Source organism: Pandoraea sp. CB10b_02, from assembly GCF_002216225.1.
GTDB classification, from domain to species: Bacteria; Pseudomonadota; Gammaproteobacteria; order Burkholderiales; family Burkholderiaceae; genus Pandoraea; species Pandoraea nosoerga.
In genome coordinates this window covers 119,295-142,104 of sequence record NZ_NJGW02000011.1, presented here as the reverse complement: position 1 = coordinate 142,104, position 22,810 = coordinate 119,295, and the positions used below count along the sequence as shown (strand labels likewise).

Sequence of the window (22,810 nt, the reverse complement as noted above, 5' to 3'; positions counted from 1 at the left end):
GCCGTTTGGGGATGTGATCGAGTTGTCGGGCGCGAAGCATTTTGCGATCAATGGCGGGACGACGGAGCGGTATCACGATTTGGCGACGGTGGATCTGGGCCCGGACGGCGGCCGCACGCTGATCAACGTGTTCCGAGGCCAGCCGCGGCGCTTGCCGTATGAGGTGAAGATGCTCGAGCGCCATCCGCTGGGCAGCCAGGCGTTCATCCCGCTGAAGACGACGCCGTATCTGGTGGTGGTGGCGCCGGCGGGCGAGCTCGACGTGAGCCAGATGCGGGCGTTCGTATCGGACGGTTGGCAGGGGGTGAACTATGCGCGCGGCGTGTGGCATCACCCGTTGTTGGCGTTGGATGAGGTGAGTGACTTCGTGGTGGTCGATCGCGGGGGCGAGGGACACAACTGTGACGAGCAGGACTTGCCGGGCGTCTATCTGTTGACGCAGGCCGCGTTGGACGCGGCCCGAACCACAAGGAAGGCTGCATAGGGCGAGCCAAAAAACAAGGGCGCGAAAGCGCGCCCCCGTCTTCGCCCAAGGCAAAAAATCGATCAGGCGGCAGGCACCACCGCCGTCACCTCGATTTCGACCTTCGCTTCGTCCTCGACCAGATCGGCGACCTCCACCGCCGTCATCGCTGGAAAATGCCGGCCAATCACCGCGCGATAATGCTCGCCGATCGCGGGATAGCTCGCCACGTATTCCTCCTTGTCCTTCACGTACCAGGTCATGCGCACGATATGCTCGGGCTTCGCGTTCGCTTCAGCGAGGATCGCCACGATGTTCTCCAGCGTCTGACGAACCTGAAGCGCGAAATCATCCGTTTCAAAGCGTTGCTGCCCGTTCCAGCCGATCTGGCCACCGACGAACACCAGACGGCTGCCGGGGGTCATCTCGAAAGCCATGCCGTTCGCATAGCCGCGCGGTTTCGCCCAGTCGGGCGGTTGCAGAACTTGCAGCATCAGGACACTCCTTCCATTACACAATCAGTTGCGGCGTAGCGCACAATCGCTTCACGCTGCGCTGGGGGAACGGCGATCGGGGTGGGCTTGCCGCCCTCGCCTTTCGCGACCCAGACCAGTACCAGCGTGGCTTGCAAACGGGTATCGTCGTTCGCACCGGCGAACCGTACGCGCAGCGTCATCGACGAGCGGCCAAGCCGCGTGACCTCCAGCGAGCGCGTCAGCGTCTCGCCCAGGAAACTCGGGGCACTGAAACGGCATTCGACGTTTGCCGTCGGCACCCCCAGACCATCGCGCAGGTGCATCTCGCCGAACGACAGGCCCAGACCTTCCTCACACCAGTCCTCGACCAGATCGTTGATCATCTCGAAATAGCGCGGATAGAACACGATACCCGCCGGGTCGCAGTGCTTGAAGCGCACCAGCAACGGCTTCACGAACGCGTGCGCCGCCACATCAGCTCCCGCCATCATTTTTCCTCCTGCGTTACACCGCATGAAAGTGAGTGAGCGCCGACTGGAGCGACTCACGCGCGTATTGCGGCCAGCTTCTCACCGCTGCGCCATTTGCCGCAGCTTGAAGCGCTGCAGCTTGCCCGTCTCCGTGCGCGGGAGCGCGTCCACGAACTCGATCGCCCGCGGGTACTTGTAGGGAGCGATGTTAGCTTTCACATACTCCTGCAGGGCCTTTACCATCGTCTCGTCGCGCGGCTCCCCCGCCTTCAGGACCACGTAGGCCTTCACGATCTGCCCGCGCGCGTCGTCGTTCGCGCCGACCACGCCGCACTCCGCCACCGCGGGGTGCTTCAACAGCGCGGACTCCACTTCCGGGCCCGCAATGTTATATCCGGCCGAGACGATCATGTCGTCCGAGCGCGCCTGATAGTAATAATTGCCCGCTTCGTCGCACATGAACGTATCGCCCGGCAGGTTCCAGCCCTTCTTCACATAATTCGCCTGACGCGGGTCGGCCAGATAACGGCAGCCTGTGGGCCCCTTCACCGCCAGCTTGCCGACCTGCCCGGGCGGCAGCGGATTCATGTCATCGTCGACGATCATTGCGATGTAGCCCGGCACCGGCTTGCCGATCGCGCCCGGGACCACGTCGCCGTTGGCCGCCGAGATGAAGATGTGGATCATCTCCGTGCCGCCGATACCGTCGATCATCTCGATGCCCGTGGCCTGCTTCCAGAGCTGGCGCGTCGCGTCCGGCAACGCCTCGCCGGCCGACACCGTCTTCTTCAGGCTCGACAGATCGTACTTGCCCACGAGTGCGGCCATCTGGCGATAGAAGGTCGGGGCCGTAAAACAGATCGTCGCCCGATACTCCGCGATCGCTTCGAGCAACGTGTCGGGCGTGAGCTTTTCCAGCAGCACCGTGGCCGCGCCCACGCGCAGCGGAAACGTCAGCAAGCCTCCCGTGCCGAAAGTGAACGCTAACGGGGGAGTGCCGCAGAAGATGTCGTGCGGCCCGGGCCTGAGCACGTGGCGCGGGAACAGATCGCACATCGCGAGCACGTCGCGATGAAAATGCATCGTGCCCTTGGGCTGCCCCGTCGTGCCACTCGTGAAAGCGATCAGGCAGACGTCGTCCACCGCCGTGTCGCAGGCCTCGAAACTGGCCGGCTGACGCGCCATGCGGGCCTCCAGCGAGCCCTCACCCACGTCGTGAAAATAGACCACCTGAGTGAGCACCGCACAGTGATACTCGTGCCCCGGCTGCCGGTTGAATTCCAGCTCCTCCTTCAGGCGCCCGTCGCACAGCGCCGCCGACACCTGCGCCTTGTCGATGATCTGCTTGAGTTCCTTCGCGCGCAGCAGCGGCATCGTCGGCACGCCGACCAGCCCCGCCTTGATCACCGCCAGCCACGCGGCGGCCATGAACAGGTTGTTCGGGCCGCGAAGCAATACGCGATTGCCCGGCACCAGCGCCATGTCGTTGCGCAGCACGTGCGCGATCCGATCGACCATCTCGCGCAGCCCCAGATACGACGTGACCGTGCGCTTGCCGTTTTCCACCGAATAGATCGCGGGCGCGTCGCCGCGTCCCTGCGCGATCGCGCGGTCCAGCAACTCGGCCGCGCAGTTGATGCGCGCCGGATATGCGACATCCGGATTGTCGAGCAGAAACTCGGGCCACTGATCGACGGGCGGCAGATTGTCGCGCGCGAAAGTGTCGAGATGTCCAGATCGTTCCATGTGCTTCTCCTTGCCCCCGGTAATCAAGCATGACGCCGGCGCAGCCGCCCGACGCTTCAAAGTGCTTCCAAGTGTTTCGCAAGACGCCATGCCATCCCTGTCTCCACGGGCTGCACTGCGCACATCACAAGCCATGTCCCACGCATCGAACCCCGCGCCCTCCGGCACGCCGGAGGCCGAAGACGGCGCTCAGCCGTCCTTGAGCAATTCGCGCGCGATGATCAGTTTTTGTACTTCCGTTGCGCCTTCATAAATCCGCAGCGACCGGATCTCGCGGTACAGACGCTCCACGACCGCGCCCGACACCACGCCGGCGCCGCCGAACATCTGCAACGCGCGGTCGATCACCTGCTGCGCCGACTCCGTCGCGAACATCTTCGCCATCGCCGCTTCACGCGTCGTGCGCTGCCCCTGCACGTCGCGTTGCCACGCGGCGCGATAGGTGAGCAACGCGGCCGCATCCACCGACGTCGCCATGTCGCCCAGCGCCGCCTGCGTGATCTGGAAATCCGCCAGCGTCTGACCGAACATCTCGCGCGACCTCGCGCGCGCCAGCCCTTCGTCGAGCGCGCGACGGGCGAAACCCAGCGCCGCGGCCGCCACCGAGGCGCGGAAGATGTCCAGCGTCATCATCGCCACCTTGAAGCCCTGCCCCGCCTCGCCCAGCCGCTGCGACGCCGGCACGCGACAGTTCTCGAACTTCAGGCGCGCCAGCGGGTGCGGCGCGCTCACGTCGATGCGCTCGGCGATCGTGAGCCCCGGCGTGTTCGCGTCGACCACGAATGCGCTGATGCCGCGCGCGCCGGGGGCTTCGCCCGTGCGCGCGAACACGCAATAGAAGTCCGCGATGCCGCCATTCGAAATCCACGTCTTTTCGCCGTTGAGCACGTAGCTGTCGCCGTCCGGCGTGGCCGCGCAGGCCATGGCCGCGACGTCCGAGCCCGCGTTGGGTTCCGACAGCGCGAAGGCCGCGATCGCCTCGCCCGAGGCCACGCGCGGCAGATAACGCTGCTTGAGCGCGTCGGCGCCGGCGAGCGTGATCGCACCGCTGCCCAGTCCCTGCATTGCAAAGGCGAAGTCGGCCAGACCGTCGTGGCGCGCCAGCGTCTCGCGCAGCACGCACAACGCGCGCGAATCCAGCGTCTCGAGCACGCCTCCATGGCTGGCAGGCACGCAGTACTTCAACCAGCCGGCGCGGCCGAGTTGACGCACCAGCGAAACGCACGTCGCGTCCGTGTCCGCATCGTGGTCCACCTTCAGTTCGCGCGAGCACCAGTCGTCGAGCCCGGCCGCCAGACGCCGATGGGCGTCGTCGAAGAACGGCCACGCCAGAAAGTCGGCGTTGCGTGCATGGTGAGGAGTGATATCGCTCATCTTGTCGTCTCGTTGCGGCGTGCGTCAGTCGCCCTTGAACACCGGCTTCTGCTTCGCGACGAACGCATCGTAAGCGCGGCGGAAGTCGTGCGTCTGCATGCAGATGGCCTGCGCTTCGGCCTCGGCCTCGATCGCCTCGTCCACGCCCATGTTCCATTCCTGATGCAGGAGTTTTTTCGTCACGCCGTGTGCGAAGGTCGGGCCGCAAGCGATCTGGTCGGCAAGCGTCTGCGCGGCCGAGAGCACCGCGCCGCTGTCGTGCAGCGCGTTGAAGAAGCCCCACTGCAGGCCTTCGTCGGCCGTCATCACGCGGCCCGTGTAGAGCAGCTCCGAGGCGCGCCCCTGGCCGATCATGCGCGGCAGCAGCGTACACGCGCCCATGTCCGCGCCGGCCAGACCCACGCGCACGAACAGGAATGCCGTCTTCGTCTGCGGCGTGCCGAGACGCAGGTCCGAGGCGAGCGCCACCATCGCGCCGGCGCCGGCGCAAATGCCGTCGATCGCGCTCACGATGGGCTGCGGGCAGGCGCGCATCGCCTTGACCAGATCGCCCGTCATGCGCGTGAAATCGAGCAGTTCCGGCATGCTCATCTTCGTGAGTGGGCCGATGATTTCGTGCACGTCGCCGCCCGAGCAGAAATTGCCGCCCGCGCCGGTGACGACCACCGTCTTGATGTCCGTCGCGTAGACGAGACCGCGAAACAGATCGCGCAGCTCGGCATACGAATCGAACGTCAGCGGGTTCTTCTTGTCCGGGCGATTGAGCGTGATCGTGCCGATGCTCGGACGCCCTTGCGCGTCGTTCGACACCGACCACAGAAAATGCCTGGCTTCATAGTTCGCGAACGGGCGCTTGTGATGCGCCATCGTCAGTTTCACGTCGCTCATTGGCCGATCTCCTTTGACCTTTGACCTTTGACCTTTGTCCTCTATCCTCCGACCTTCGCGGAGCCCGCCGGCTTGGCGCACGCGGCGCCGGCCCGCGTCCTCTGATCCCGTCGGTTGAAACGGCGTCGCGCTGCCATGCCGGCGGCCCAACGTCACGAAAGTTCCGGCGACCATCCGGCCGTGCGCCCCGGGGCGCGCCCCCAGGTCCAGCCGAAATCCAGCCGAAATCCAGCCGGAGTTCAGCCGACGGTCACCTCGCCGCCAGCGACTGCCAGCGACTGCCCCGTCACCGCTGCGGCGCCCGGCTGGCACAGCCACAGCACGGCGTCCGCGACTTCCTGAGGCTGCACCAGGCGGCCTTGGGGATTGCGCTTTGCGAGTTCCGCGCGGGCCTCGTCCTCACTGCGTCCCGTCTTGGCGACGATATTCGCCACGGCGTCGCGCACGATGTCCGTCTCCGTGTAGCCCGGGCACACGGCGTTGACCGTCACCCCCTTCTTCGCCACTTCCAGCGCCAGCGCACGGGTGAGCCCGATCACGCCGTGCTTGGCCGCGCAGTACGCCGTCACATACGGATAGCCGATGAGACCCGCCGTACTGGCAACGTTCACGATACGTCCCCAACCGGCCGCCAGCATGTCCGGCAGCGCGGCGCTGATGCAGTGGAACGTGCCCGTCAGGTTGACGTCGATCATTTGCTGCCACAGCGCGCCGTCCGTCTTGCCGAACGGCGCGCTGACCGCCTGCCCGGCGTTGTTCACCAGCACCTGCACGGGACCGAAACGCTCCGCCGCGCGGGCAAAAGCCGCATTGAGCGCAGGCGCGTGCGCGATGTCGGCGCTCACCCACGCGACCTCTCCGAGCGAGGCGAGCGCCTGCGCGCCGCTCGCCAGCGACTTCTCGCTGCGCCCGAGCAGCGTCACGCGCGCGCCTTGCGCGAGCAGCGCGCGCGCCACGGCCTCGCCGATACCTCGCGCCCCGCCCGTCACCAGCGCATGCACGCCCTTGAGGGTGGCGGGAGCCGCCTCGGCCGGCGTCACCGGAGTTGTCGTCAACGTCATGAACTGTCCTTATTTACCGATCTGTTGCGCGTAGGCTGCAGCACGCTCCAGGTTCGTCTCGTACTGCCGTTTGCCGGCATAGTACTGCCGCGGCCAGGCGAGGTCCTTGTAGCCGATCTTCGCGGCTTCGTGCAACGTCCAGAACGGATCGGCCAGATGCGGGCGCGCCAGGGCGCACAGATCCGCGCGCCCCGAGGCGATGATGCTGTTCACGTGATCGGCCTCGAAGATGGCGCCGACGGCGATCGTGGGGATGCCGGCCTCGTTGCGCACGCGGTCGGCGAACGGCGTCTGGAACATGCGGCCGTAGACCGGCTTTTCCTCTTTGCTCACCTGTCCTGACGAGCAATCGATGAGATCCGCGCCGGCGTCCTTGAAGGCGCGCGCGATCTCGACGGCGTCGTCCGGCGTGATTCCGCCTTCCACCCAGTCGTGCGCCGAGATACGCACCGACATCGGCCTCGCGGCGGGCCACACGTCGCGCACCGCGCGAAACACTTCCAGCGGATAGCGCAGGCGGTTTTCCAGCGAACCGCCGTATTCGTCGCCGCGGCGGTTCGTGAGCGGCGAGATGAAGCTCGAGAGCAGGTAACCGTGCGCGCAGTGCAGCTCGAGCCAGTCGAAGCCGGCCTGGGCCGCGCGGCGGGTCGCCTGCACGAAGTCGTCCTTCACGCGGTCCATGTCGGCGCGGGTCATCTCGCGCGGCGTTTGCGACACCCCCTCGATGTAGGGCAGCGCGGAGGCCGAGATCAGCGGCCAGTTGCCGTCGTCGAGCGGTTGATCGATACCATCCCAGGCCAGACGCGTCGAGCCCTTGCGGCCGGCGTGGCCGAGCTGCATGGCGATCTTCGCGTCGCTGCCGGCGTGGACGAAATCCACGATGCGCTTCCACGCGTCGCGCTGCGTGTCGTTCCACAGGCCCGGGCATCCCGGCGTGATGCGCGCGTCGGGCGACACGCAGGTCATTTCCGCGACGATCATGCCGGCGCCGCCAAGCGCGCGGCTGCCGAGGTGGACGAGGTGGAAATCGCCCGGCACGCCGTCGACGGCCGAATACATCGCCATGGGCGACATCACGATGCGGTTCTTGAGCGTCACTTCGCGCACGCGCAACGGCGTGAACATCGGCGCAACGGCGCGTTGGCCGGCCGCGCGCGATACGCCGGCGCGCGCGGCGAGCCAGTCCTCGTAGCCTTCGACATAGCCGGCGTCGCGCAAGCGCAGGTTCTCGTGCGAGATACGCTGCGAGCGCGTGAGCAGCGAATAGGCGAACTGCTCGGGCGCGAAGCGCGCGTAACGGTCGACCGTTTCGAACCACTCGGTGGAATTGCGCGCGGCGTTCTGGATCTTGAGCACCTCGACGCTGCGCACGGCTTCGTAGTCGTCGAGCACGCGCGGCAAGGCGTCCACGCCCGCGGCGCCGAGGCCGTCGGCGAGCGCAATGGCGTCTTCGAGCGCGAGCTTGGTGCCCGAGCCGATCGAGAAGTGGGCGGTGTGCGCGGCGTCGCCCATGAGGACGATGGGCACGCGTTTGCCGTCGACATCGCACCAGTGCACCCAGCGCTCGCAAATCACGCGCGGGAAGCGGATCCAGATCGCCGAGCCGCGCAAGTGCTTGGCGTTGCTCATCAGCGCGTGTCCACCAAGGTATTTGGCGAAGAGGTTTTCGCAGAACCTCACGCCCTCTTCCTGGCTCATCTGGTCGATGCCGTGGGCCTTCCAGACTTGCTCGGGCGTCTCGACGATGAAGGTGGAGGTGTCGGCGTCGAACTGGTAGGCGTGAGCCTGGAACCAGCCGTGTTCGGTTTTCTCGAAGGCGAACGTGAAGGCGTCGAAGCGCTGATGCGTGCCGAGCCACACGAAGCGGTTGCGGCGCGTATCGATGTCCGGGCGGAAAGTGTCGGCGTAGCGGGTGCGGATTCGGCTGTTCAGGCCGTCCGAGGCAATGACCAGGTCAGCGTCGTAACGACGCGCGATGTCCTGATCGTCGGTCACTTCCGTCTCGAAAACGAGTTCGACGCCCAACGCTTCACAGCGGGCCTGCAGGATGTTGAGCAGCTTCTTGCGGCCGATGCCGATGAAGCCGTGGCCGCCGGAGGTGATGGTGCGGCCCTGGAAATGGATGTCGATGTCGTCCCAGTGGTTGAAGGCGGCGTTGATCTGCGCGGCGCTCTGCGGATCGGCTTGCTGCAGGTTGTCCATCGTGGCGTCGGAGAACACGACGCCCCAGCCGAACGTGTCGTAAGGCCGGTTGCGCTCGACGACCACCACGCGGTGCGACGGTTGGCGCAGCTTCATCAACAGGCCGAAATACAGGCCCGCGGGACCGCCACCGATACAGACGATATTCATCTCCAGCCTCCGGAAGTACAGATCGCGTCGCGTACCGACTTCTCGACCTTTGTTAAATCGTAAATAGTTTATGCCTAAAATACTAGCGAAAAAAATATGCCGCAACAAGGTCGGTTCCGACCCGCGCGGCAAGGATGGGGAAAATACTTAGGGAAATCGCGTCGTGCTACTTGGCGCCCATTCGGAACCGTGCGATCAGCAGCGTCGCCAGGCTGATGACGGCGCCCGCCATCAGATACAGCCCCGGCGCCAGTTTGTTGCCCGTCGCCGCGATCAGCCACGCCACGGCCAGCGGCGTGAAGCCCCCGAAAATCGTCGTGCCGAGGTTGTAGCCGACCGCCATGCCGGTCGCCCGTGTTCGCGTCGGAAACAGTGAGGACATCAATGCCGGAATCGGCGCGAAGTACACCGCCTTCAACGTACCGACCCAGAGCATCACCACCATCATCGTCGCCAGCGATGCGTGTGCATTCATGAACGCGAACGCCGGATACACCGTGCACAGGAACAGCACCCCGGCCGCCACCATGATGCGGATGCGGCCGACCTTGTCGGACCAATGCCCCACGAACGGCGTGAGCGTCATGATCACGAAGCCCGTCACGAGCGTCGCAATAAAGCCCTGCGACGGCGGCAGACCCAATTGCTTGGTCGCGTAGGTCGGCATGTACAGAATCATGTAGTTGGCCGTCGTCGTCAGAATCAGCGCGCCGATGGACACCAGCAGCCGCGACTTCTGCGCGCTCAGCACCTCCCACACCGGCGACCTGCCCTCGCCCGTCGGCGCCGGGCCGGCCCGCCGGCTGCGCGCGACATCCTGCTCGAATGCCGGCGTCTCGTCCATGTACCGACGGATGTACAGACCGATCGGCCCGACCAGCATCCCGAACAGGAACGGAATGCGCCACCCCCACGACTCGAGTTGCGCCTGGGTGAGCGCACCGGTCAGCACCGCGCCGAACGCCGAGGCCAGCAGCGTACTCGCGCCCTGGCTCGCGAATTGCCAACTGGACATGAAGCCCGGGCGGTTCGGCACGTGCTCGACCAGAAACGCGGTGGAGCTGCCGAACTCGCCACCCGCCGAGAAGCCCTGCATCAGCCGCGACACGAAGATGCCGATCGGCGCCCACACGCCAATCGCCGCATACGTCGGCATGAACGCGATGAGCCCCGTGCCCAGCGTCATCATGGCGATGGAGAGCATGAGCGAGGCCCGGCGGCCGTGCCGGTCGGCATACGCCCCCAGCACGAAAGCCCCCAGCGGACGCGCCAGATACGACAGCGCGAACGTGCCCAGGGCCATGAGCAACGATACCGTCTCGTCGTGCGCGGGAAAGAACAGCTTCGAGATCGTCACCGCAAAATAGCCGTAGACGATCAGGTCGTACCACTCGAGCGCATTGCCGATGGACGTCGCGACGATCAGCTTGTAGACGGGCACGTCGCTGCGCGCGCCCTCCTTGCCCGGCGCGGACGCCTCGCCCGCACGATCCGCCCCGGCGGCGGCTGCAGAACCGTTCATTGCGGTTTCCCCCCTTTGAGCGCCACCTCGCCCAGATCCCAGAACAGACCGGCCATGATCTGCAACGCCTCGCGCGCCACCGAGCCCAGCAGATGCTCGTCGGGTGCGTGCTGCGAGCACGCCGGATACGAATGCGGCACCCACAGCGTGGGCAGCCCGAGCACGTCGGCGAACACGTCGTTGGGCAGCGTGCCGCCCAGGTTCGGCAGCAGCACGGGCGCCTTGCCGGTCGTCTCGCGCATCGACGCGAGCGCCCAGAGCACCCAGGGGTCTTCCGGATCGAGCCGCGTAGCCATCACGCCGCGCTCGACCTCCACGTCGATCATCGAAAAGCCATGCGCGTCGAGATGCGCGCGCACGATCTCGCCCAGCCGCTCCCAATCCGTGCCGACCACGAAGCGAATCTGCATGTGCGCATAGGCATACGGCGGAATCGCGTTCACCGGCTTCTCGGGATTGCCCGTCTTGAACGCCAGCACCTCGATGTTGTTCCACCCGATCACGCGCTCGGTCGGCGTGAGTCCCGGCTCGCCGTAGTCCGCGTCCACTTCGGGGTCGTTCGGGCCGCCGCCCACTTCGAGCCCCGCGAGCGCACGACGCACCGACGCCGGCAGCTCAGGCGGACGCAGACCCTCCACGAGGATCTTGCCGTTGCCGTCGACCATCGAGGCAATCGCGTTCGCGAGCACGATGCCGGGGTTGCGCAACAGCCCGCCCCAGTTGCCGGAGTGATGTCCGCCTTCGCGCAGATTCAGGCTCAGCTTGAAATTGACGAGGCCGCGCGAGCCGAGAAACACCGTCGGACGAGACGCCGCCAGACGCGGACCATCGGAGGCGATGAGCACGTCGGCGCGCAGTTCATCGCGCAATTGCTCACAGATCGCATGCAGGCCGGGCGAGCCCATTTCCTCGCCCATCTCGACGATCATCTTGACGTTGTAGCCGAGCCTGCCGCCGCGCGCCGCCAGCACCTGGGCGAGCGCCGCGAGGTTGATCGTGTGCTGGCCCTTGTTGTCGGCGGTGCCGCGTCCGTACCAGCGGTCGCCCTCCACCACGATCTCCCATGGCCTGAGCCCGTCGCGCCATTGCGCGTCGTAGCCGCGCACCACGTCGCCGTGGCCGTAGGTGAGCACCGTCGGCAGGTCGTCGCCCTCGTGGCGGTGCGCGATGAGAAACGGTCCGCCGCCCGGCACCGGATTGGGCACGACCCGCGACGTGAAACCCAGCGCCGCGAGAGACGGCGCCATTTCGTCGGCGAGATAGGCGTGGAGCGTGTCGCCGCTGTCCGCTTCCTGACTCTCGGTCCTGTAGGCAACGCGACGGTTGAGGGTTTCGAGGAAGGCGCCCGAATCGTACTGGGCGGCGGCTTGGGAAATCGCTGTGCTGCGGGTCACTGCTTGTCTCCAGATGGCTTGTGAGGGCACGGTTGCCGTTCTCGTTCGTTGCTGCGACGCGTGCCGGCGGCACGCTGCGGCACAACCGTCCAGGCCATTCTAGGAGTGGGTATTTTTGACAACAATGATAATATTTCGAAGGTTTCCTTGCCGTTTCGGCAAAGGTCAGACACCGTCGGCAAGACCGCTTTCGGGCGGGTCACCGGCCGTTGTCCACCTCGGACAATCCCCGCGGAGCGAATTCGCAATGCCGCGCATCTTCCCCTCGCCGTTCATTCGTCGCCGAGCCCGCCATGCAAACTCACGCCCTGCGCTATTTTCTCGAAGTCGCCCGCACCGGATCGCTGAGCCGTGCGTCAGAGCGGTTGCACGTCGCCGTGTCCGCGTTGAGCCGTCAGATTGCGAAGCTGGAAGAGGATCTGGGTACGCCGTTATTCGAGCGGCGCCCGCGCGGCATGGTATTGAGCGAAGCCGGCGAGTTGCTCGCCGACCACGCGCGGCGCGTGCTGCTCGACGCCGAGCGTGTCACGTCGGAAATTCGCGGCCTCACCGAAGTCGGACGCGCCACGATTCGCGTGGCCAGCGCCGAAGGCGTGGCGCGCGACTTCCTGCCGCAGGTGTTTGCCCGCTTTCGCGAGGCCTACCCCGGCGCGCACTTCCTGCTCGATGTCGTGTCGCCGTTCGACGCGACCCTGCGCGTGCGCGACGGCGAAGCCGACATCGCCGTGTGCTTTAGCGTGGCGCCGGAAAAAGGCGTTCAGGTGGTGCATACGCAGCCGGCGCCGATCTATGCGTTGATGGCCCGAAGCCATCCGCTGGCAAAACGCCGCGACGTTGCCCTCGCGGACCTGCTCCCTTACCCGCTGGCGCTCTCGAATGCCGGCGTCACCATCCGGCAGATGTTCGACCTGTGCTGCACGCTGGAAGGTTTGCTTTTCGAGCCGGTGTTCATCAGCAACTATCACGCGGCGCTGCACAGCTTCGTGCGCTCGGGGCATGCCGTCACGCTCACGGGCCTGCTCACGGTGCGCAGCCGCCTCGCGCCCGAGGGCCTTGTCGCCATCCCGATCCGCAACCCGGCGCTGCATCAGCGCTCGCTGCAGGTGCAGACGATGGCCGGACGCACGTTGCCGGCGCCGGTCGAGGCCTTTCTCGGCCTGCTCATCGATGCGATCCGCGCACCGGAAATCCTGGACAAGCCGTTCGGCTGAGCACGTCGTGGGGCATGGGTCGCTTCAATTCGCAGGCCGCACCGGGCCGCACCGCGCCGCACTGGCCACGCTAGGCCTCGGGCGTCGGCGGGGCGGCCGAGGCGGCCTGCGAGTGTGCATCGCCGCCGTCGTTGGCCATCTGCTCGCGGTCGGTCAACTGACCGAAGATCCACGCCGAACAGCTCGTGACGAGGCCCACGCACGCGAAGGTCGCCCGGAACGCCGGCAGCGCGCCCACGCCGGCACTCTCGCCGAAAGCCCCGGTGAAGGTCACCAGCAGTGCGCCGCCCACGGTCAGGCCGAAACTCATCGCGAGCATCTGCACGAGCGAGAAAAGGCTGTTGCCGCCGCTCGCGTCGTCGGGGTTCAGGTCCTTGAGCGTGAGCGTGTTCATCGCCGTGAACTGGATCGAGTTGATACCGCCCAGAATACCCAGTTGCACGATCAGCAGCGGCACCGGATAGCTTGGCGTGACGAGCGCCAAGCTCGCGATCACGCACCCCGCGAGAATCGTGTTCCACACGAGTACCGGCCGGTAGCCGTAACGGATGACGAGGCGCGTCGCCACGCGCTTGGCGAAAATCCCCGCGAGGGTGATCGGCAACATCAGCAGGCCGGCCTCGAATGCGGTGTAACCCAGACTCACCTGCAGCAGCAGCGGTACGAGATACGGCACGGCCGCAATGCCGATGCGCGCGAACAGATTGCCGAGCAGCCCGACACTGAAGGTGTGCACGCGAAACATCGCCAGCGAGAAGAGCGGCTGCGGCGTGCGATTCGCGTAAAGACCATACGCGACGAAACCCGCGAAGCCCACCACGAGCAGCACCAGCATGAGCGCATGTGCGCCCGCCATGTCGGCGTGGCGGTCCAGCGCCAGCGACGTCGCGACCATCCCCACGCTCAGCAGCAGATACCCCTTGATGTCGAACGAGGTCTGGTGCGGCGCGCGCGCATTGATCAGGAAGAAGTGCGCGGCCACGCAGCCCAGCAGACCCACCGGCACGTTGATGAGGAACACCCAGTGCCACGAGGCGACTTTCACGAGCCAGCCGCCCAGCGTCGGGCCGATCAGCGGTCCGATCATGCCGGGCACCGCGACGAACGCCAGGGCCTGCAGGTACTGCTCGCGAGGGAAGGCGCGCAGGACCGCGAGCCGTCCGACCGGCAGCAGCATCGCGCCGCCGAAGCCCTGCACCACGCGCCAGACGACCAGCGCGTCGAGCGTGCTGGAATACGCGCACATGGCCGAGCCGACGGAGAAGATCGTGAGCGCGCTGGAGAACACCACGCGCGTGCCGAGGCGGTCGGCGAGCCAGCCCGAGAGCGGGATCGTGACAGCCATTGTCAGCGCATAGGCAATGACGACGGCCTGCATGTGCAGCGGCGACTGCCCGAGGTCGCGCGCCATCGCCGGCAGCGCCGTGTTGACGATCGTGGAGTCCAGCGTCTGCATGAAGAAGCCGACGGAGACCACGAACAGCATCGCTTTCTGTCGCCATGCGACGGGATCGGGTGAAGTCATGTGTCGACGAATGATGGACGGTGTGCATACGAGCGCCCGCGAAAGGCGGGCATTGTCCGAATCATACCGGCCATTCAGGGGCGTGCCTCGCATTCAGGGGCGCGCCTCGGCTCATGCCTCGTTCATGCCTCGTTCATGCCTCGTTCATGCCTCGCTCATACCTCGTTAGTGCATCGTTCTTGCCGCGCTCGGCACCGGGGCAGGCCCGCCGTCCGTCAGCTCCCCTTCACCGCTTCGCGCACCTGATCGAGCGCGGACGGGTCTTCGATGGTGATCAGGTCGCCCGTCTCGCGGCCCTCGCAGATCGCCTGAATGGCGCGGCGCAGCAGCTTGCCCGAGCGTGTCTTGGGCAGCATCGTCACGAAAAACACGCGCGACGGGCGCGCCACCGCGCCAAGTTGCCTGTCGACCGTCTTCATCACGTCGCCCTCCAGCGCGAAGCGGGCCTCGGGCGTGGCCGCCAGCTCCGGCTGGCGCAGCACGGCAAACGCAATGGCGACCTGTCCCTTGAGCGCATCCTGGGCGCCGACCACCGCGACTTCTGCCACCGCCGGGTGGCTCGCGATACTCTCCTCGATCTCGCGCGAGCCGAGCCGGTGACCGGCCACGTTGATGACGTCGTCGGTGCGGCCGAGAATGAAGTAATACCCGTCCTCGTCGCGCACGCCCCAATCGAAGCTCGAATAGAGCATGCGTCCCGGCACGGTCTGCCAGTAGGTCTTGACGAAGCGCTCGTCGTCGCCCCACACCGTGCTCATGCAACCCGGCGGCAGCGGCCCCTCGATGGCCAGCACGCCCTTCTCGTTGGGCCCGCAGTCCCGGCCTGTCGCTTCGTCGACGAGTTTCACGTCGTAGCCGTACACCGCCTTGCCGGGCGAACCGAGCTTGCTCTCGAGCACCTCCACGCCGCGCGCCATGCCCAGAATCGGCCAGCCCGTCTCCGTCTGCCAGTAATTGTCCACGACCGGCTTGCCCACGCCGTCGGTAAGCCAGCGCGCCGTGGGCTCGTCGAGCGGCTCGCCGGCAAGAAAGATCAAACGCAGCGACGAGAGGTCGTATTGCGTCAGATACGCCGGATCCTGTTTCTTGAGCACGCGAATGGCCGTCGGCGCGGTAAAGAGCTGCGTCACCCCGTACTTCTCGACAATGCGCCACCAGATGCCACCGTCCGGACGGATAGGCGTGCCTTCGTACATCACGGTGGCAATGCCGGCGAGCAGCGGTGCATAGACGATATAGCTGTGCCCGACCACCCAGCCGATGTCCGACGCGCAGAACATCGTGTCGCCCGGCTTGGCGCAGAAGATGTGCTGCATGGAGGCTGCCAGCGCCACCGCATAGCCGCCCGTATCGCGCTGCACGCCCTTGGGCTTGCCCGTCGTGCCCGACGTGTAAAGCACATAGGAAGGCTCGCTCGATTCGAGCCATTCGCAGGAGATGAAGGCGTCGAGATGCTGTTCGCGCAACGGCGCGTAGTCGACGTCGCGCCCCGGCACACGCGGCATGGGTGCCAGACCACGATCGATCAGCAGCACGCTGGACGGCTTGTGCTGCGCGAGTTCGATGCCCTCGTCGAGCAACGGCTTGTAAGGGACCACCTTGCCATTGCGCGAGCCGGCGTCGGCCGACACGATGACCCTGGGTTTCGCATCGTCGATGCGCGCGGCCAGATTGACGGACGCAAAGCCGCCGAAGACCACCGAATGGATTGCCCCCAGACGCGCGCATGCGAGCATCGCGAAGAGCGCTTCGGGCACCATCGGCATGTAGATGAGCACTCGCTCGCCGCGCACGACGCCCAACGATTGCAGCGAGGCGGCCATGCGATTGACCTCGGCAGACAGTTCCTCGTAGGTGTAGACGCGCTCCTGCTCCGTCTCCGTCGACACCCAGACCAGCGCGTTGTGCGTGCCGCGCGACGGCAGATGACGATCCACCGCGTTGTGGCACAGGTTGGTGCGCCCGCCCACGAACCAACGTGCAAACGGCGGCTTGTCGTAGTCCAGCACGCGCGCAAACGGCGTCTCCCAATCAATGAGCCGTGCCTGCTCCTCCCAGAACGCCTCGCGCGAGTCGGGTGCGATCGAACGGGCGTGAAACGACGCATACGAAGTCATGTTGTCTCCTTGCTTTTATTGATGGGCTCGCGTGCCCTCGCGCGACAGCCGGGCTGGCAAGTCGCGCGATGGACGCACGCGGCGCCGGTTCGGGCCGGCGGGCTCGAGCAGCGGTGACGGCAGCAACGAGGGCCGCGGGCGGCAGCAAACGGCGGCAGGGTTCGCGCGCGCGTCTCGACCGACAAAGCGCTTCGGTGCTGAAAAATCGTCGGACACCGCGATCGGGTCTCGCGTTCAGTGTGCGCGTTGACGCTTACGGAAGGCTTACCGGCGAGCGGCTCTGCGGCCTCGCCGACGCTAGGGATTACGAGCAGGCAGCGTGGTATGGGGACACCGCGTAGCGATGCGGTGGGGGTGCGGGCGCTGCCCCCGCCTGTATCCGGCTTGGCGACGCCAAAGCAAAACGCCCGGAGGAAATCCTCACGGGCGTGTGCGTTGTCAGAGGGAAGGTCCGGCCTAGCGTTGCGCCGTCTTGGTCACCTTGGCGGGCGCCTTGGCCGCAGGCCTGGCTGCCGTCTTGGCCACCGACTTGGCCGGCGCCTTGCTGGCCGACCTGGCCGGCGCCGACTTCGTGTCGGCCGCAGCCGTCTTCGCCGTCTTCGCCGTCTTCGCCGCCTTGGCCGGGACTGCGGCAGGACGACGCTCCACCACGCGAATCATCTTGCCGTTCTTGCCACGGATCAGACGCGTGCGCGGTGCGTCGTCATCGTCCTTCGTCGCGGCGGCCGGGGCTGCCGATGCCGCCGCCACGCGCGAGGCGTCCTTGACCGGCACGTGCAGCACGAGCAGTTGGCCCGACGTCAGCGTATCGCGGCGCAGACGGTTCCAGCTCTTGATCTGCGCCACCGTCACGCCACTGCGCGCCGCAACGCTCGCGAGCGTGTCGCGCTTGCGCGCACGCACCATCACCTTGCGCGTGTCGGGCAGGTCCGGTTCCAGCGCGAGCACCGCGTTGCTCGCCACGGACGCGCTGATGTCCTGATCGATGTCGTCCGAGCGCGGCACCAGCAGCGTGGAGCCGGCCTTCAGACGCATGCGCGGCGCAATGTTGTTGACCGAGCGGATCACGGCAGCGTCTACGCCCAGCTTGCGGGCGATGTCTTCGGGCCGCTCGCGCGAGTTCGAGGTGTATGTCGTCCAGCTCGAGAGCGGCTTGTCATAGCTCTTGAGACGGCGCTGGAACACTTCCGCGCTGTCAAACGGCAACAGGATCTGCGGCTGTGCGGCGCCCAGGATCACGGGCTTGCGGAACGACGGGTTGAGCGCGCGGAATTCATCGAGCGGCAGGTCCGCCAGCTTGGCCGCGAGCGCCACGTCGATGTCACGCTTGGTCGTCACGCTCACAAAGTACGGGTGGTTCGGAATCTCCGGCAGCTTCACGCTATAGAGGTCCGGGTGCGCGATGATGTTCTTGATCGCCTGCAGCTTCGGCACGTAGTAACGCGTCTCGGTCGGCATGCGCAGGCTCAGGTAGTCGGTCGGCAGGCCCTGCGCCTGGTTGCGGTCGATGGCGCGCTGCACGTTGCCCTCGCCCCAGTTGTACGCGGCCAGCGCCAGATGCCAGTCGCCGAACATCGCATAGAGCTTCGAGAGATAGTCGAGCGCAGCGGTGGTCGAGGCGAGCACGTCGCGGCGCTCGTCCTGGAACATGTTCTGCTTGAGGTTGTACGTCTTGCCCGTGCTCGGAATGAACTGCCACATGCCGGCGGCCTTGGCCGTCGACAGCGCCTGCGGGTTGTACGCGCTCTCCACGAACGGCAGCAGCGCGAGTTCCGTCGGCATATGACGGCGCTCGAGTTCTTCGACGATATGGAACAGATACTTCTCGGAGCGCTGAATCATGCGCTCGACGTAGTCGGGACGCTGCGCATACCACTGCGTGCGGTCCTGTGCGAGATCGGTGTCGAGGTCGGGGATCGAGAATCCGTGACGGATGCGGGACCAGAGATCGGCGTCGTCGCTGCCGTAGGCCAGATCGTTGATCGAGTCGTTATCCAGATCGATCGGCTGATCGCTGGAGATCCGCTGCTTGCCTTTGGCGTTCGATGCGAGAGGCGACTTGCTCTGCGCATCCGGCGTGGAATTCGATGCACCTGTGGTCGGCGCTGTACTGGCACAAGCCGCCAGGAGCAGCGTCAGGAACAAGCTAACGATAAGTCGCATTGATCGGGCTCGAATTGGGTGACATCTTCATTAAATTGGCAAGGATGGTAAGGAAACCCTTCGGATGCGTCAACCTTTCTGCCTAATTTTTTTGCAAAAATAGGTCGAAAAACGCCCAAAAATAAGGGTAATTCCCAAGCACGAATTCCTGAGATGTGGTCGGCGAGACACACCTTCGCTCCGCATTTTGCGCACTCGCCATGCATGCATACCGCACCAAAACACCACCCGAGGGGCAGCGCGTCAAGGTTGAGCAGGCGTGTGCGTCGATGTCAACGCTCGCTTTGTGACAGACATCATCGCGCGCCATGCAGTTGACAGCATGGCGGGCCCGCGACTAGCGGAAGGTGTCTTTCCACGCGCGCACGGCGGCGAAAACCGCTTCGCGCGTCAGTGCGCTGCGTCCGGCGTGGCGCTCGGCCGCGGCAATGACGGCAGGCGCATCACTGCGAAGGAAGGGATTGGTCGCGCGCTCCTGGGCGAGCGTGGTGGGCAGCGTGGGGCGGCCGGCCGCGCGAAGCGCGCTCGCCTCGCGGTGCCATGCGGCCAGCGCGGCATTCTCCGGATCGACCGCCAGCGCGAAGCGGATGTTCGAGAGCGTGTATTCGTGCGCGCAATGCACGAGCGTGGCCGGCGGCAGCGCGGCGAGCGCATCGAGCGACGCGAGCATCTGCGCCGGCGTGCCTTCGAACAGACGTCCGCAGCCGCACGAGAACAACGTATCGCCGCAGAAAAGGCGCCCGGAGCCCGCGGCGCCCGCGCCGAGAAAGTAAGCGATGTGGCCGGACGTGTGGCCGGGCACGTCGATCACCTCGAGCGCCATGGCGGGCGCCGCAATGTGCACCGTCTCGCCGCCGCGATGCGGATGATCGACGCTCACGATCGCTTCATGCGCGGGGCCGTGCACCGGCACGTCGAAACGCTCGCGCAGCGCCTCGATGCCGCCGACGTGGTCGGCATGCTTGTGCGTGACGAGAATGGCGCGCAGCGTGAGGCCGTGCGCATCGAGATAGGCGAGCACCGGCGCGGCGTCGCCCGGGTCGACGACGGCAGCGTCTTTGCCGTCGTGGACGACCCAGAGATAATTGTCCTGGAACGCGGGGACGGGGAAGACGGTCAGTGTTCCGGCCGACTGCTCACTTGCCGCATCTGCGTGCGCATCCATATATACTCGCCACCATGTCAGAACGTCCGATTATAGACTGGCCCGTCTGGCTCGTCTCACCGCCAGGCCGCTACGCGCTCGCATGGGAACAGGCCCTCTTCGATCAATGGGTCGGGGACCTGTTCGGCTATCACGCGCTGCAACTCGGCCGTCCCGAGCTCGATACGCTGCGCGAGAACCGCATGCCCTACCGCGGCCTCGTCCTTACCGCGCCGCGCGGCCCCGAAGCGCCGCCGCTCATGACCAAGGCCGCCAGCGACACCACCGGCATCACGCCGGCGAATGCGGCCGGCCCGATCGACATGGTGCCGCGCGACATCCTGGTGAGCCGCTACGACGAATTGCCGATCGCCACGGCGAGCACCGACCTCGTGGTGCTGCCGCACGTGCTCGAATTCGCGGAAAACCCGCACGACATCCTGCGCGAGGTCGAGCGCATTCTGGTGCCCGAAGGTCAGGTCATCATCACGGGCTTCAACAACCTGAGCCTGTGGGGCGCGCGCGAGGAACTGGGCAAGCTCGCCGGCGCGCCGTTCCTGCCCCCGGGGGCCGACCTCATCGCGTTCACGCGCCTCAAGGACTGGCTCAAGCTGCTGTCGTTCGACATCGACCGCGGGCGTTTCGGTTGCTACCGTCCGCCGCTGCGGGGCGAGCACTGGCTGCAGCGCTTCGAATTCATGGAACCGGCGGGCGACCGTTGGTGGCCGATCTTCGGCGCGCTTTACGCGGTGCGCGCCGTCAAGCGCGTGCGCGGCATGCGCTTGGTCGGCAAGGTCCGCAAGCGTATACTCGGCCTCCAGCCGGCTGCGGCGCCGGTGGCGACACCGAACACCACGCATTGTCAGATGGCGGACGCCACGGACGGACCCGAAAGATTGTTTGAGAGATGACCTTGCCGCAAGTCAATATCTATACCGACGGCGCCTGCAAAGGCAATCCCGGCCCCGGCGGCTGGGGCGCCCTGCTCGTTGCAGGCAAGCACCGCAAGGAAATGTTCGGCGGCGAAGCCAACACGACCAACAACCGCATGGAGCTGCTCGCGGTGATCCGCGCGCTCGAAGCACTGAACAAGCCCTGCCACGTGGTGCTGCACACCGACTCGCAGTACGTGCAAAAGGGCATCAGCGAATGGATTCACGGCTGGAAGGCGCGTGGCTGGAAGACAGCCGCGAAAGAACCGGTCAAGAACGCCGATCTCTGGCAGATGCTCGACGCCGCGACGCAAAGACACGAGATCGAATGGCGTTGGGTGAAAGGCCACGCCGGACACGATGGCAACGAGGCGGCCGATCGGCTGGCCAATCGCGGCGTCGAGAGCCTGCGCGGCGGCTGAGCCCGCGACACAGGACGTTGACGACGCTTCCGAACGAAAGCACACGAGTACCCAGCACACACCATGCGACAACTGATCCTCGATACCGAAACCACCGGCCTGAATGCGAAGACGGGCGACCGTCTGCTGGAAATCGGTTGCGTGGAACTGGTCAATCGCCGTCTCACTGGCAACAACCTGCACTTCTACATCAACCCCGAGCGCGACAGCGATCCGGGCGCACTGGCGGTGCACGGGCTGACGACCGAATTCCTGTCCGACAAGCCGAAGTTCGCGGAGATCGCCGAAGAACTGCGCGAGTACTGCCGCGGTGCGGAGATCATCATTCACAATGCGGCGTTCGACCTGGGCTTTCTGGACATGGAGTTCGCTCGCCTGGGCTGGCCGCCGTTCATGGAACACTGTGCCGGCCTCATCGACACGCTCGTGCGCGCCCGTGAAATGTTCCCCGGCAAGCGCAATTCGCTCGATGCGCTGTGCGACCGTCTCGGCGTGAACAATTCGCACCGCACCCTGCACGGCGCATTGCTCGATGCGGAACTGCTGGCCGATGTGTATCTCGCCATGACGCGCGGCCAGGAGAGTCTCGTCATCGACGCGAACGACGCGGACGACGGCGCGGCCGGCGGTCACCGCGAGAGGATTTCCCTGCGCCAGTTCGATCTGCCGGTGATCGTGGCCGCGGCCGACGAAGTCGCACAGCACGACGACGTGCTCAACGGCATCGACAAGGGCATGAAGGGCACATGCGTATGGCGCCTCGAACCGGCGCCGGCGCAAGCGCAGCCCGAAGCGGCGCCTGCCGCGTGAGTTTCGACGAAGGCGAAGCGAAACCGTCTCGCGAAAAAATCGCGTGGAACCCTTCCCAAACGAACGAAACGCCCCTATAATCGCTGTCTTTGCTGCTTGCGAGTCATCGCGAGAAACGGCGTGAAGTGATCGAGAGATATCGTCACGGCGGCAGCAAAAAAGAATGAAAGAAAGGTTGCAGACTTCTGCGAAAACAGTTAAAGTTCTGCTCCTGATTGCGAAACAAAAACTTCAGCAATCAACGCTAAATCATTGATTTATTTAATGATTTGGGTGGTTAGCTCAGCGGTAGAGCACTGCCTTCACACGGCAGGGGTCACAGGTTCAATCCCTGTACCACCCACCAGATTCGAAGGGCCGACCATGCGTCGGCCCTTTTGTTTTCCGGCGTCGGCATCCCGACTCGACCCCCTCCCTTCATCCTTCATCCCTTCACATCTCTCACGGCCCGCTTGTCGCCTCCCGAGCCACGCGAGTCGATTCTTCCGTCCATTTCCCTCCCTCTGGCGCCCTGCCCCATGCGTACCTATGCGCATGCGCATACGCAGGCGGAACGGCCACGGTTGCCGCCGACATCAATATTTTTCATTGAAAATAAGAATTGATAGTCGAAAAAGCATACCGGAACTCCGGCGGACACCCGCGCCGGGCTTGGGTCTGCGCGAGATTTGCGGGGTTTCGAACGAAGTTATGGGGCCTACAGTGCCAGTCTTATATAAGACTAAAGCGTTCACATTACG

General features: G+C 65.6%; 18 protein-coding genes and 1 tRNA gene. 6 read left to right on the top strand and 13 right to left on the bottom strand.

What is annotated here, in order from left to right:
• Positions 1 to 484 (top strand): ureidoglycolate lyase (locus tag CDN36_RS13995; RefSeq protein WP_287497021.1); only part of this gene is annotated, 484 nt, incomplete at its 5' end.
• A 62-nt stretch (positions 485 to 546) separates the two neighbouring features.
• Here CDN36_RS13995 and CDN36_RS13990 read toward each other — a convergent pair.
• The 9 genes from CDN36_RS13990 to CDN36_RS13950 all read right to left on the bottom strand — a co-directional run bounded on the left by CDN36_RS13990 (position 547) and on the right by CDN36_RS13950 (position 11,746).
• Positions 547 to 954 (bottom strand): RidA family protein, encoded by a 408-nt coding sequence (locus CDN36_RS13990; protein ID WP_150555338.1) that lies wholly within the window; start codon positions 952 to 954, stop codon positions 547 to 549.
• A gap of 2 nt (positions 955 to 956) precedes the next feature.
• A complete protein-coding gene (locus tag CDN36_RS13985; RefSeq protein WP_287497023.1) occupies positions 957 to 1,427 on the bottom strand; it encodes an acyl-CoA thioesterase in 471 nt (156 codons plus the stop codon).
• Between the two features lie 81 nt (positions 1,428 to 1,508).
• Positions 1,509 to 3,155: an AMP-binding protein gene (locus CDN36_RS13980; protein WP_287497020.1), complete on the bottom strand. Its 1,647-nt coding sequence runs from the start codon at positions 3,153 to 3,155 to the stop codon at positions 1,509 to 1,511.
• Between the two features lie 189 nt (positions 3,156 to 3,344).
• The gene (locus CDN36_RS13975) at positions 3,345 to 4,529 is read right to left on the bottom strand and encodes an acyl-CoA dehydrogenase family protein (RefSeq protein WP_287497019.1); all 1,185 of its coding nucleotides are present in this window, start codon (positions 4,527 to 4,529) and stop codon (positions 3,345 to 3,347) included.
• Positions 4,530 to 4,553: 24 nt separating this feature from the next.
• Entirely contained in the window at positions 4,554 to 5,417 is an 864-nt protein-coding gene (locus CDN36_RS13970; protein WP_150555161.1) for an enoyl-CoA hydratase family protein, read from the bottom strand.
• 239 nt (positions 5,418 to 5,656) lie between these two features.
• Positions 5,657 to 6,478, bottom strand: a complete 822-nt coding sequence (locus tag CDN36_RS13965) for an SDR family NAD(P)-dependent oxidoreductase (protein WP_287497018.1) — start codon at positions 6,476 to 6,478, stop codon at positions 5,657 to 5,659.
• 9 nt (positions 6,479 to 6,487) lie between these two features.
• Positions 6,488 to 8,830 carry a bifunctional salicylyl-CoA 5-hydroxylase/oxidoreductase gene (locus CDN36_RS13960; RefSeq protein ID WP_150555163.1) on the bottom strand — a complete coding sequence of 781 codons (2,343 nt, stop codon included), beginning with the start codon at positions 8,828 to 8,830 and terminating at the stop codon, positions 6,488 to 6,490.
• Between the two features lie 166 nt (positions 8,831 to 8,996).
• Complete coding sequence (locus CDN36_RS13955; RefSeq protein WP_150555164.1) at positions 8,997 to 10,352, bottom strand: MFS transporter; 1,356 nt, start codon at positions 10,350 to 10,352, stop codon at positions 8,997 to 8,999.
• Entirely contained in the window at positions 10,349 to 11,746 is a 1,398-nt protein-coding gene (locus tag CDN36_RS13950) for a M20 family metallopeptidase (protein ID WP_287497017.1), read from the bottom strand. Before CDN36_RS13950 ends, CDN36_RS13955 begins: the two co-directional genes overlap by 4 nt.
• Positions 11,747 to 12,039: 293 nt before the next feature.
• On the opposite strand from CDN36_RS13950, the gene CDN36_RS13945 reads away from it, so the two are divergent.
• Complete coding sequence (locus tag CDN36_RS13945) at positions 12,040 to 12,957, top strand: LysR family transcriptional regulator (protein ID WP_287497016.1); 918 nt, start codon at positions 12,040 to 12,042, stop codon at positions 12,955 to 12,957.
• Between the two features lie 70 nt (positions 12,958 to 13,027).
• On the opposite strand, the gene mdtD is transcribed toward CDN36_RS13945, so the two are convergent.
• The 4 genes from mdtD to gloB form a co-directional block, all read right to left on the bottom strand.
• Positions 13,028 to 14,482 carry a multidrug transporter subunit MdtD gene (gene mdtD / locus CDN36_RS13940; RefSeq protein WP_287497015.1) on the bottom strand — a complete coding sequence of 485 codons (1,455 nt, stop codon included), beginning with the start codon at positions 14,480 to 14,482 and terminating at the stop codon, positions 13,028 to 13,030.
• Positions 14,483 to 14,697: 215 nt separating this feature from the next.
• Positions 14,698 to 16,599: a propionate--CoA ligase gene (locus CDN36_RS13935; RefSeq protein WP_287497014.1), complete on the bottom strand. Its 1,902-nt coding sequence runs from the start codon at positions 16,597 to 16,599 to the stop codon at positions 14,698 to 14,700.
• Positions 16,600 to 17,055: 456 nt separating this feature from the next.
• On the bottom strand, positions 17,056 to 18,762 hold the full coding sequence (locus CDN36_RS13930; RefSeq protein WP_287497013.1) for a transglycosylase SLT domain-containing protein: 1,707 nt from the start codon (positions 18,760 to 18,762) through the stop codon (positions 17,056 to 17,058).
• 337 nt (positions 18,763 to 19,099) lie between these two features.
• The gene (gene gloB, locus CDN36_RS13925) at positions 19,100 to 19,927 is read right to left on the bottom strand and encodes a hydroxyacylglutathione hydrolase (protein ID WP_287497012.1); all 828 of its coding nucleotides are present in this window, start codon (positions 19,925 to 19,927) and stop codon (positions 19,100 to 19,102) included.
• Between the two features lie 14 nt (positions 19,928 to 19,941).
• Between gloB and CDN36_RS13920 the strand changes: the two genes are divergently transcribed.
• The 4 genes from CDN36_RS13920 to CDN36_RS13905 all read left to right on the top strand — a co-directional run bounded on the left by CDN36_RS13920 (position 19,942) and on the right by CDN36_RS13905 (position 22,416).
• Positions 19,942 to 20,817, top strand: a complete 876-nt coding sequence (locus tag CDN36_RS13920; protein WP_287497011.1) for a methyltransferase domain-containing protein — start codon at positions 19,942 to 19,944, stop codon at positions 20,815 to 20,817.
• A complete protein-coding gene (gene rnhA, locus CDN36_RS13915) occupies positions 20,814 to 21,260 on the top strand; it encodes a ribonuclease HI (RefSeq protein ID WP_150555171.1) in 447 nt (148 codons plus the stop codon). Before CDN36_RS13920 ends, rnhA begins: the two co-directional genes overlap by 4 nt.
• Positions 21,261 to 21,323: 63 nt before the next feature.
• Positions 21,324 to 22,070, top strand: coding sequence for a DNA polymerase III subunit epsilon (gene dnaQ, locus CDN36_RS13910; protein ID WP_150555172.1), 747 nt, complete (start codon positions 21,324 to 21,326; stop codon positions 22,068 to 22,070).
• Between the two features lie 271 nt (positions 22,071 to 22,341).
• Positions 22,342 to 22,416: transfer RNA gene (locus CDN36_RS13905), tRNA-Val, on the top strand.
• The last annotated feature ends 394 nt before the right edge of the window (positions 22,417 to 22,810 follow it).

Excerpts from the sequence above, each read along its gene's own strand:
- CDN36_RS13980 (WP_287497020.1), bottom strand. The coding sequence starts at position 3,155 with ATGGAACGATCTGGACATCTCGACACTTTCGCGCGCGACAATCTGCCG.
- CDN36_RS13960 (WP_150555163.1), bottom strand. The coding sequence starts at position 8,830 with ATGAATATCGTCTGTATCGGTGGCGGTCCCGCGGGCCTGTATTTCGGC.
- CDN36_RS13930 (WP_287497013.1), bottom strand. The coding sequence starts at position 18,762 with ATGCGACTTATCGTTAGCTTGTTCCTGACGCTGCTCCTGGCGGCTTGT.
- dnaQ (WP_150555172.1), top strand. The coding sequence starts at position 21,324 with ATGCGACAACTGATCCTCGATACCGAAACCACCGGCCTGAATGCGAAG.
- CDN36_RS13965 (WP_287497018.1), bottom strand. The coding sequence starts at position 6,478 with ATGACGTTGACGACAACTCCGGTGACGCCGGCCGAGGCGGCTCCCGCC.
- CDN36_RS13985 (WP_287497023.1), bottom strand. The coding sequence starts at position 1,427 with ATGGCGGGAGCTGATGTGGCGGCGCACGCGTTCGTGAAGCCGTTGCTG.
- CDN36_RS13945 (WP_287497016.1), top strand. The coding sequence starts at position 12,040 with ATGCAAACTCACGCCCTGCGCTATTTTCTCGAAGTCGCCCGCACCGGA.
- CDN36_RS13920 (WP_287497011.1), top strand. The coding sequence starts at position 19,942 with ATGTCAGAACGTCCGATTATAGACTGGCCCGTCTGGCTCGTCTCACCG.
- CDN36_RS13975 (WP_287497019.1), bottom strand. The coding sequence starts at position 4,529 with ATGAGCGATATCACTCCTCACCATGCACGCAACGCCGACTTTCTGGCG.
- mdtD (WP_287497015.1), bottom strand. The coding sequence starts at position 14,482 with ATGACTTCACCCGATCCCGTCGCATGGCGACAGAAAGCGATGCTGTTC.
- CDN36_RS13935 (WP_287497014.1), bottom strand. The coding sequence starts at position 16,599 with ATGACTTCGTATGCGTCGTTTCACGCCCGTTCGATCGCACCCGACTCG.
- rnhA (WP_150555171.1), top strand. The coding sequence starts at position 20,814 with ATGACCTTGCCGCAAGTCAATATCTATACCGACGGCGCCTGCAAAGGC.
- CDN36_RS13970 (WP_150555161.1), bottom strand. The coding sequence starts at position 5,417 with ATGAGCGACGTGAAACTGACGATGGCGCATCACAAGCGCCCGTTCGCG.
- CDN36_RS13955 (WP_150555164.1), bottom strand. The coding sequence starts at position 10,352 with ATGAACGGTTCTGCAGCCGCCGCCGGGGCGGATCGTGCGGGCGAGGCG.
- gloB (WP_287497012.1), bottom strand. The coding sequence starts at position 19,927 with ATGGATGCGCACGCAGATGCGGCAAGTGAGCAGTCGGCCGGAACACTG.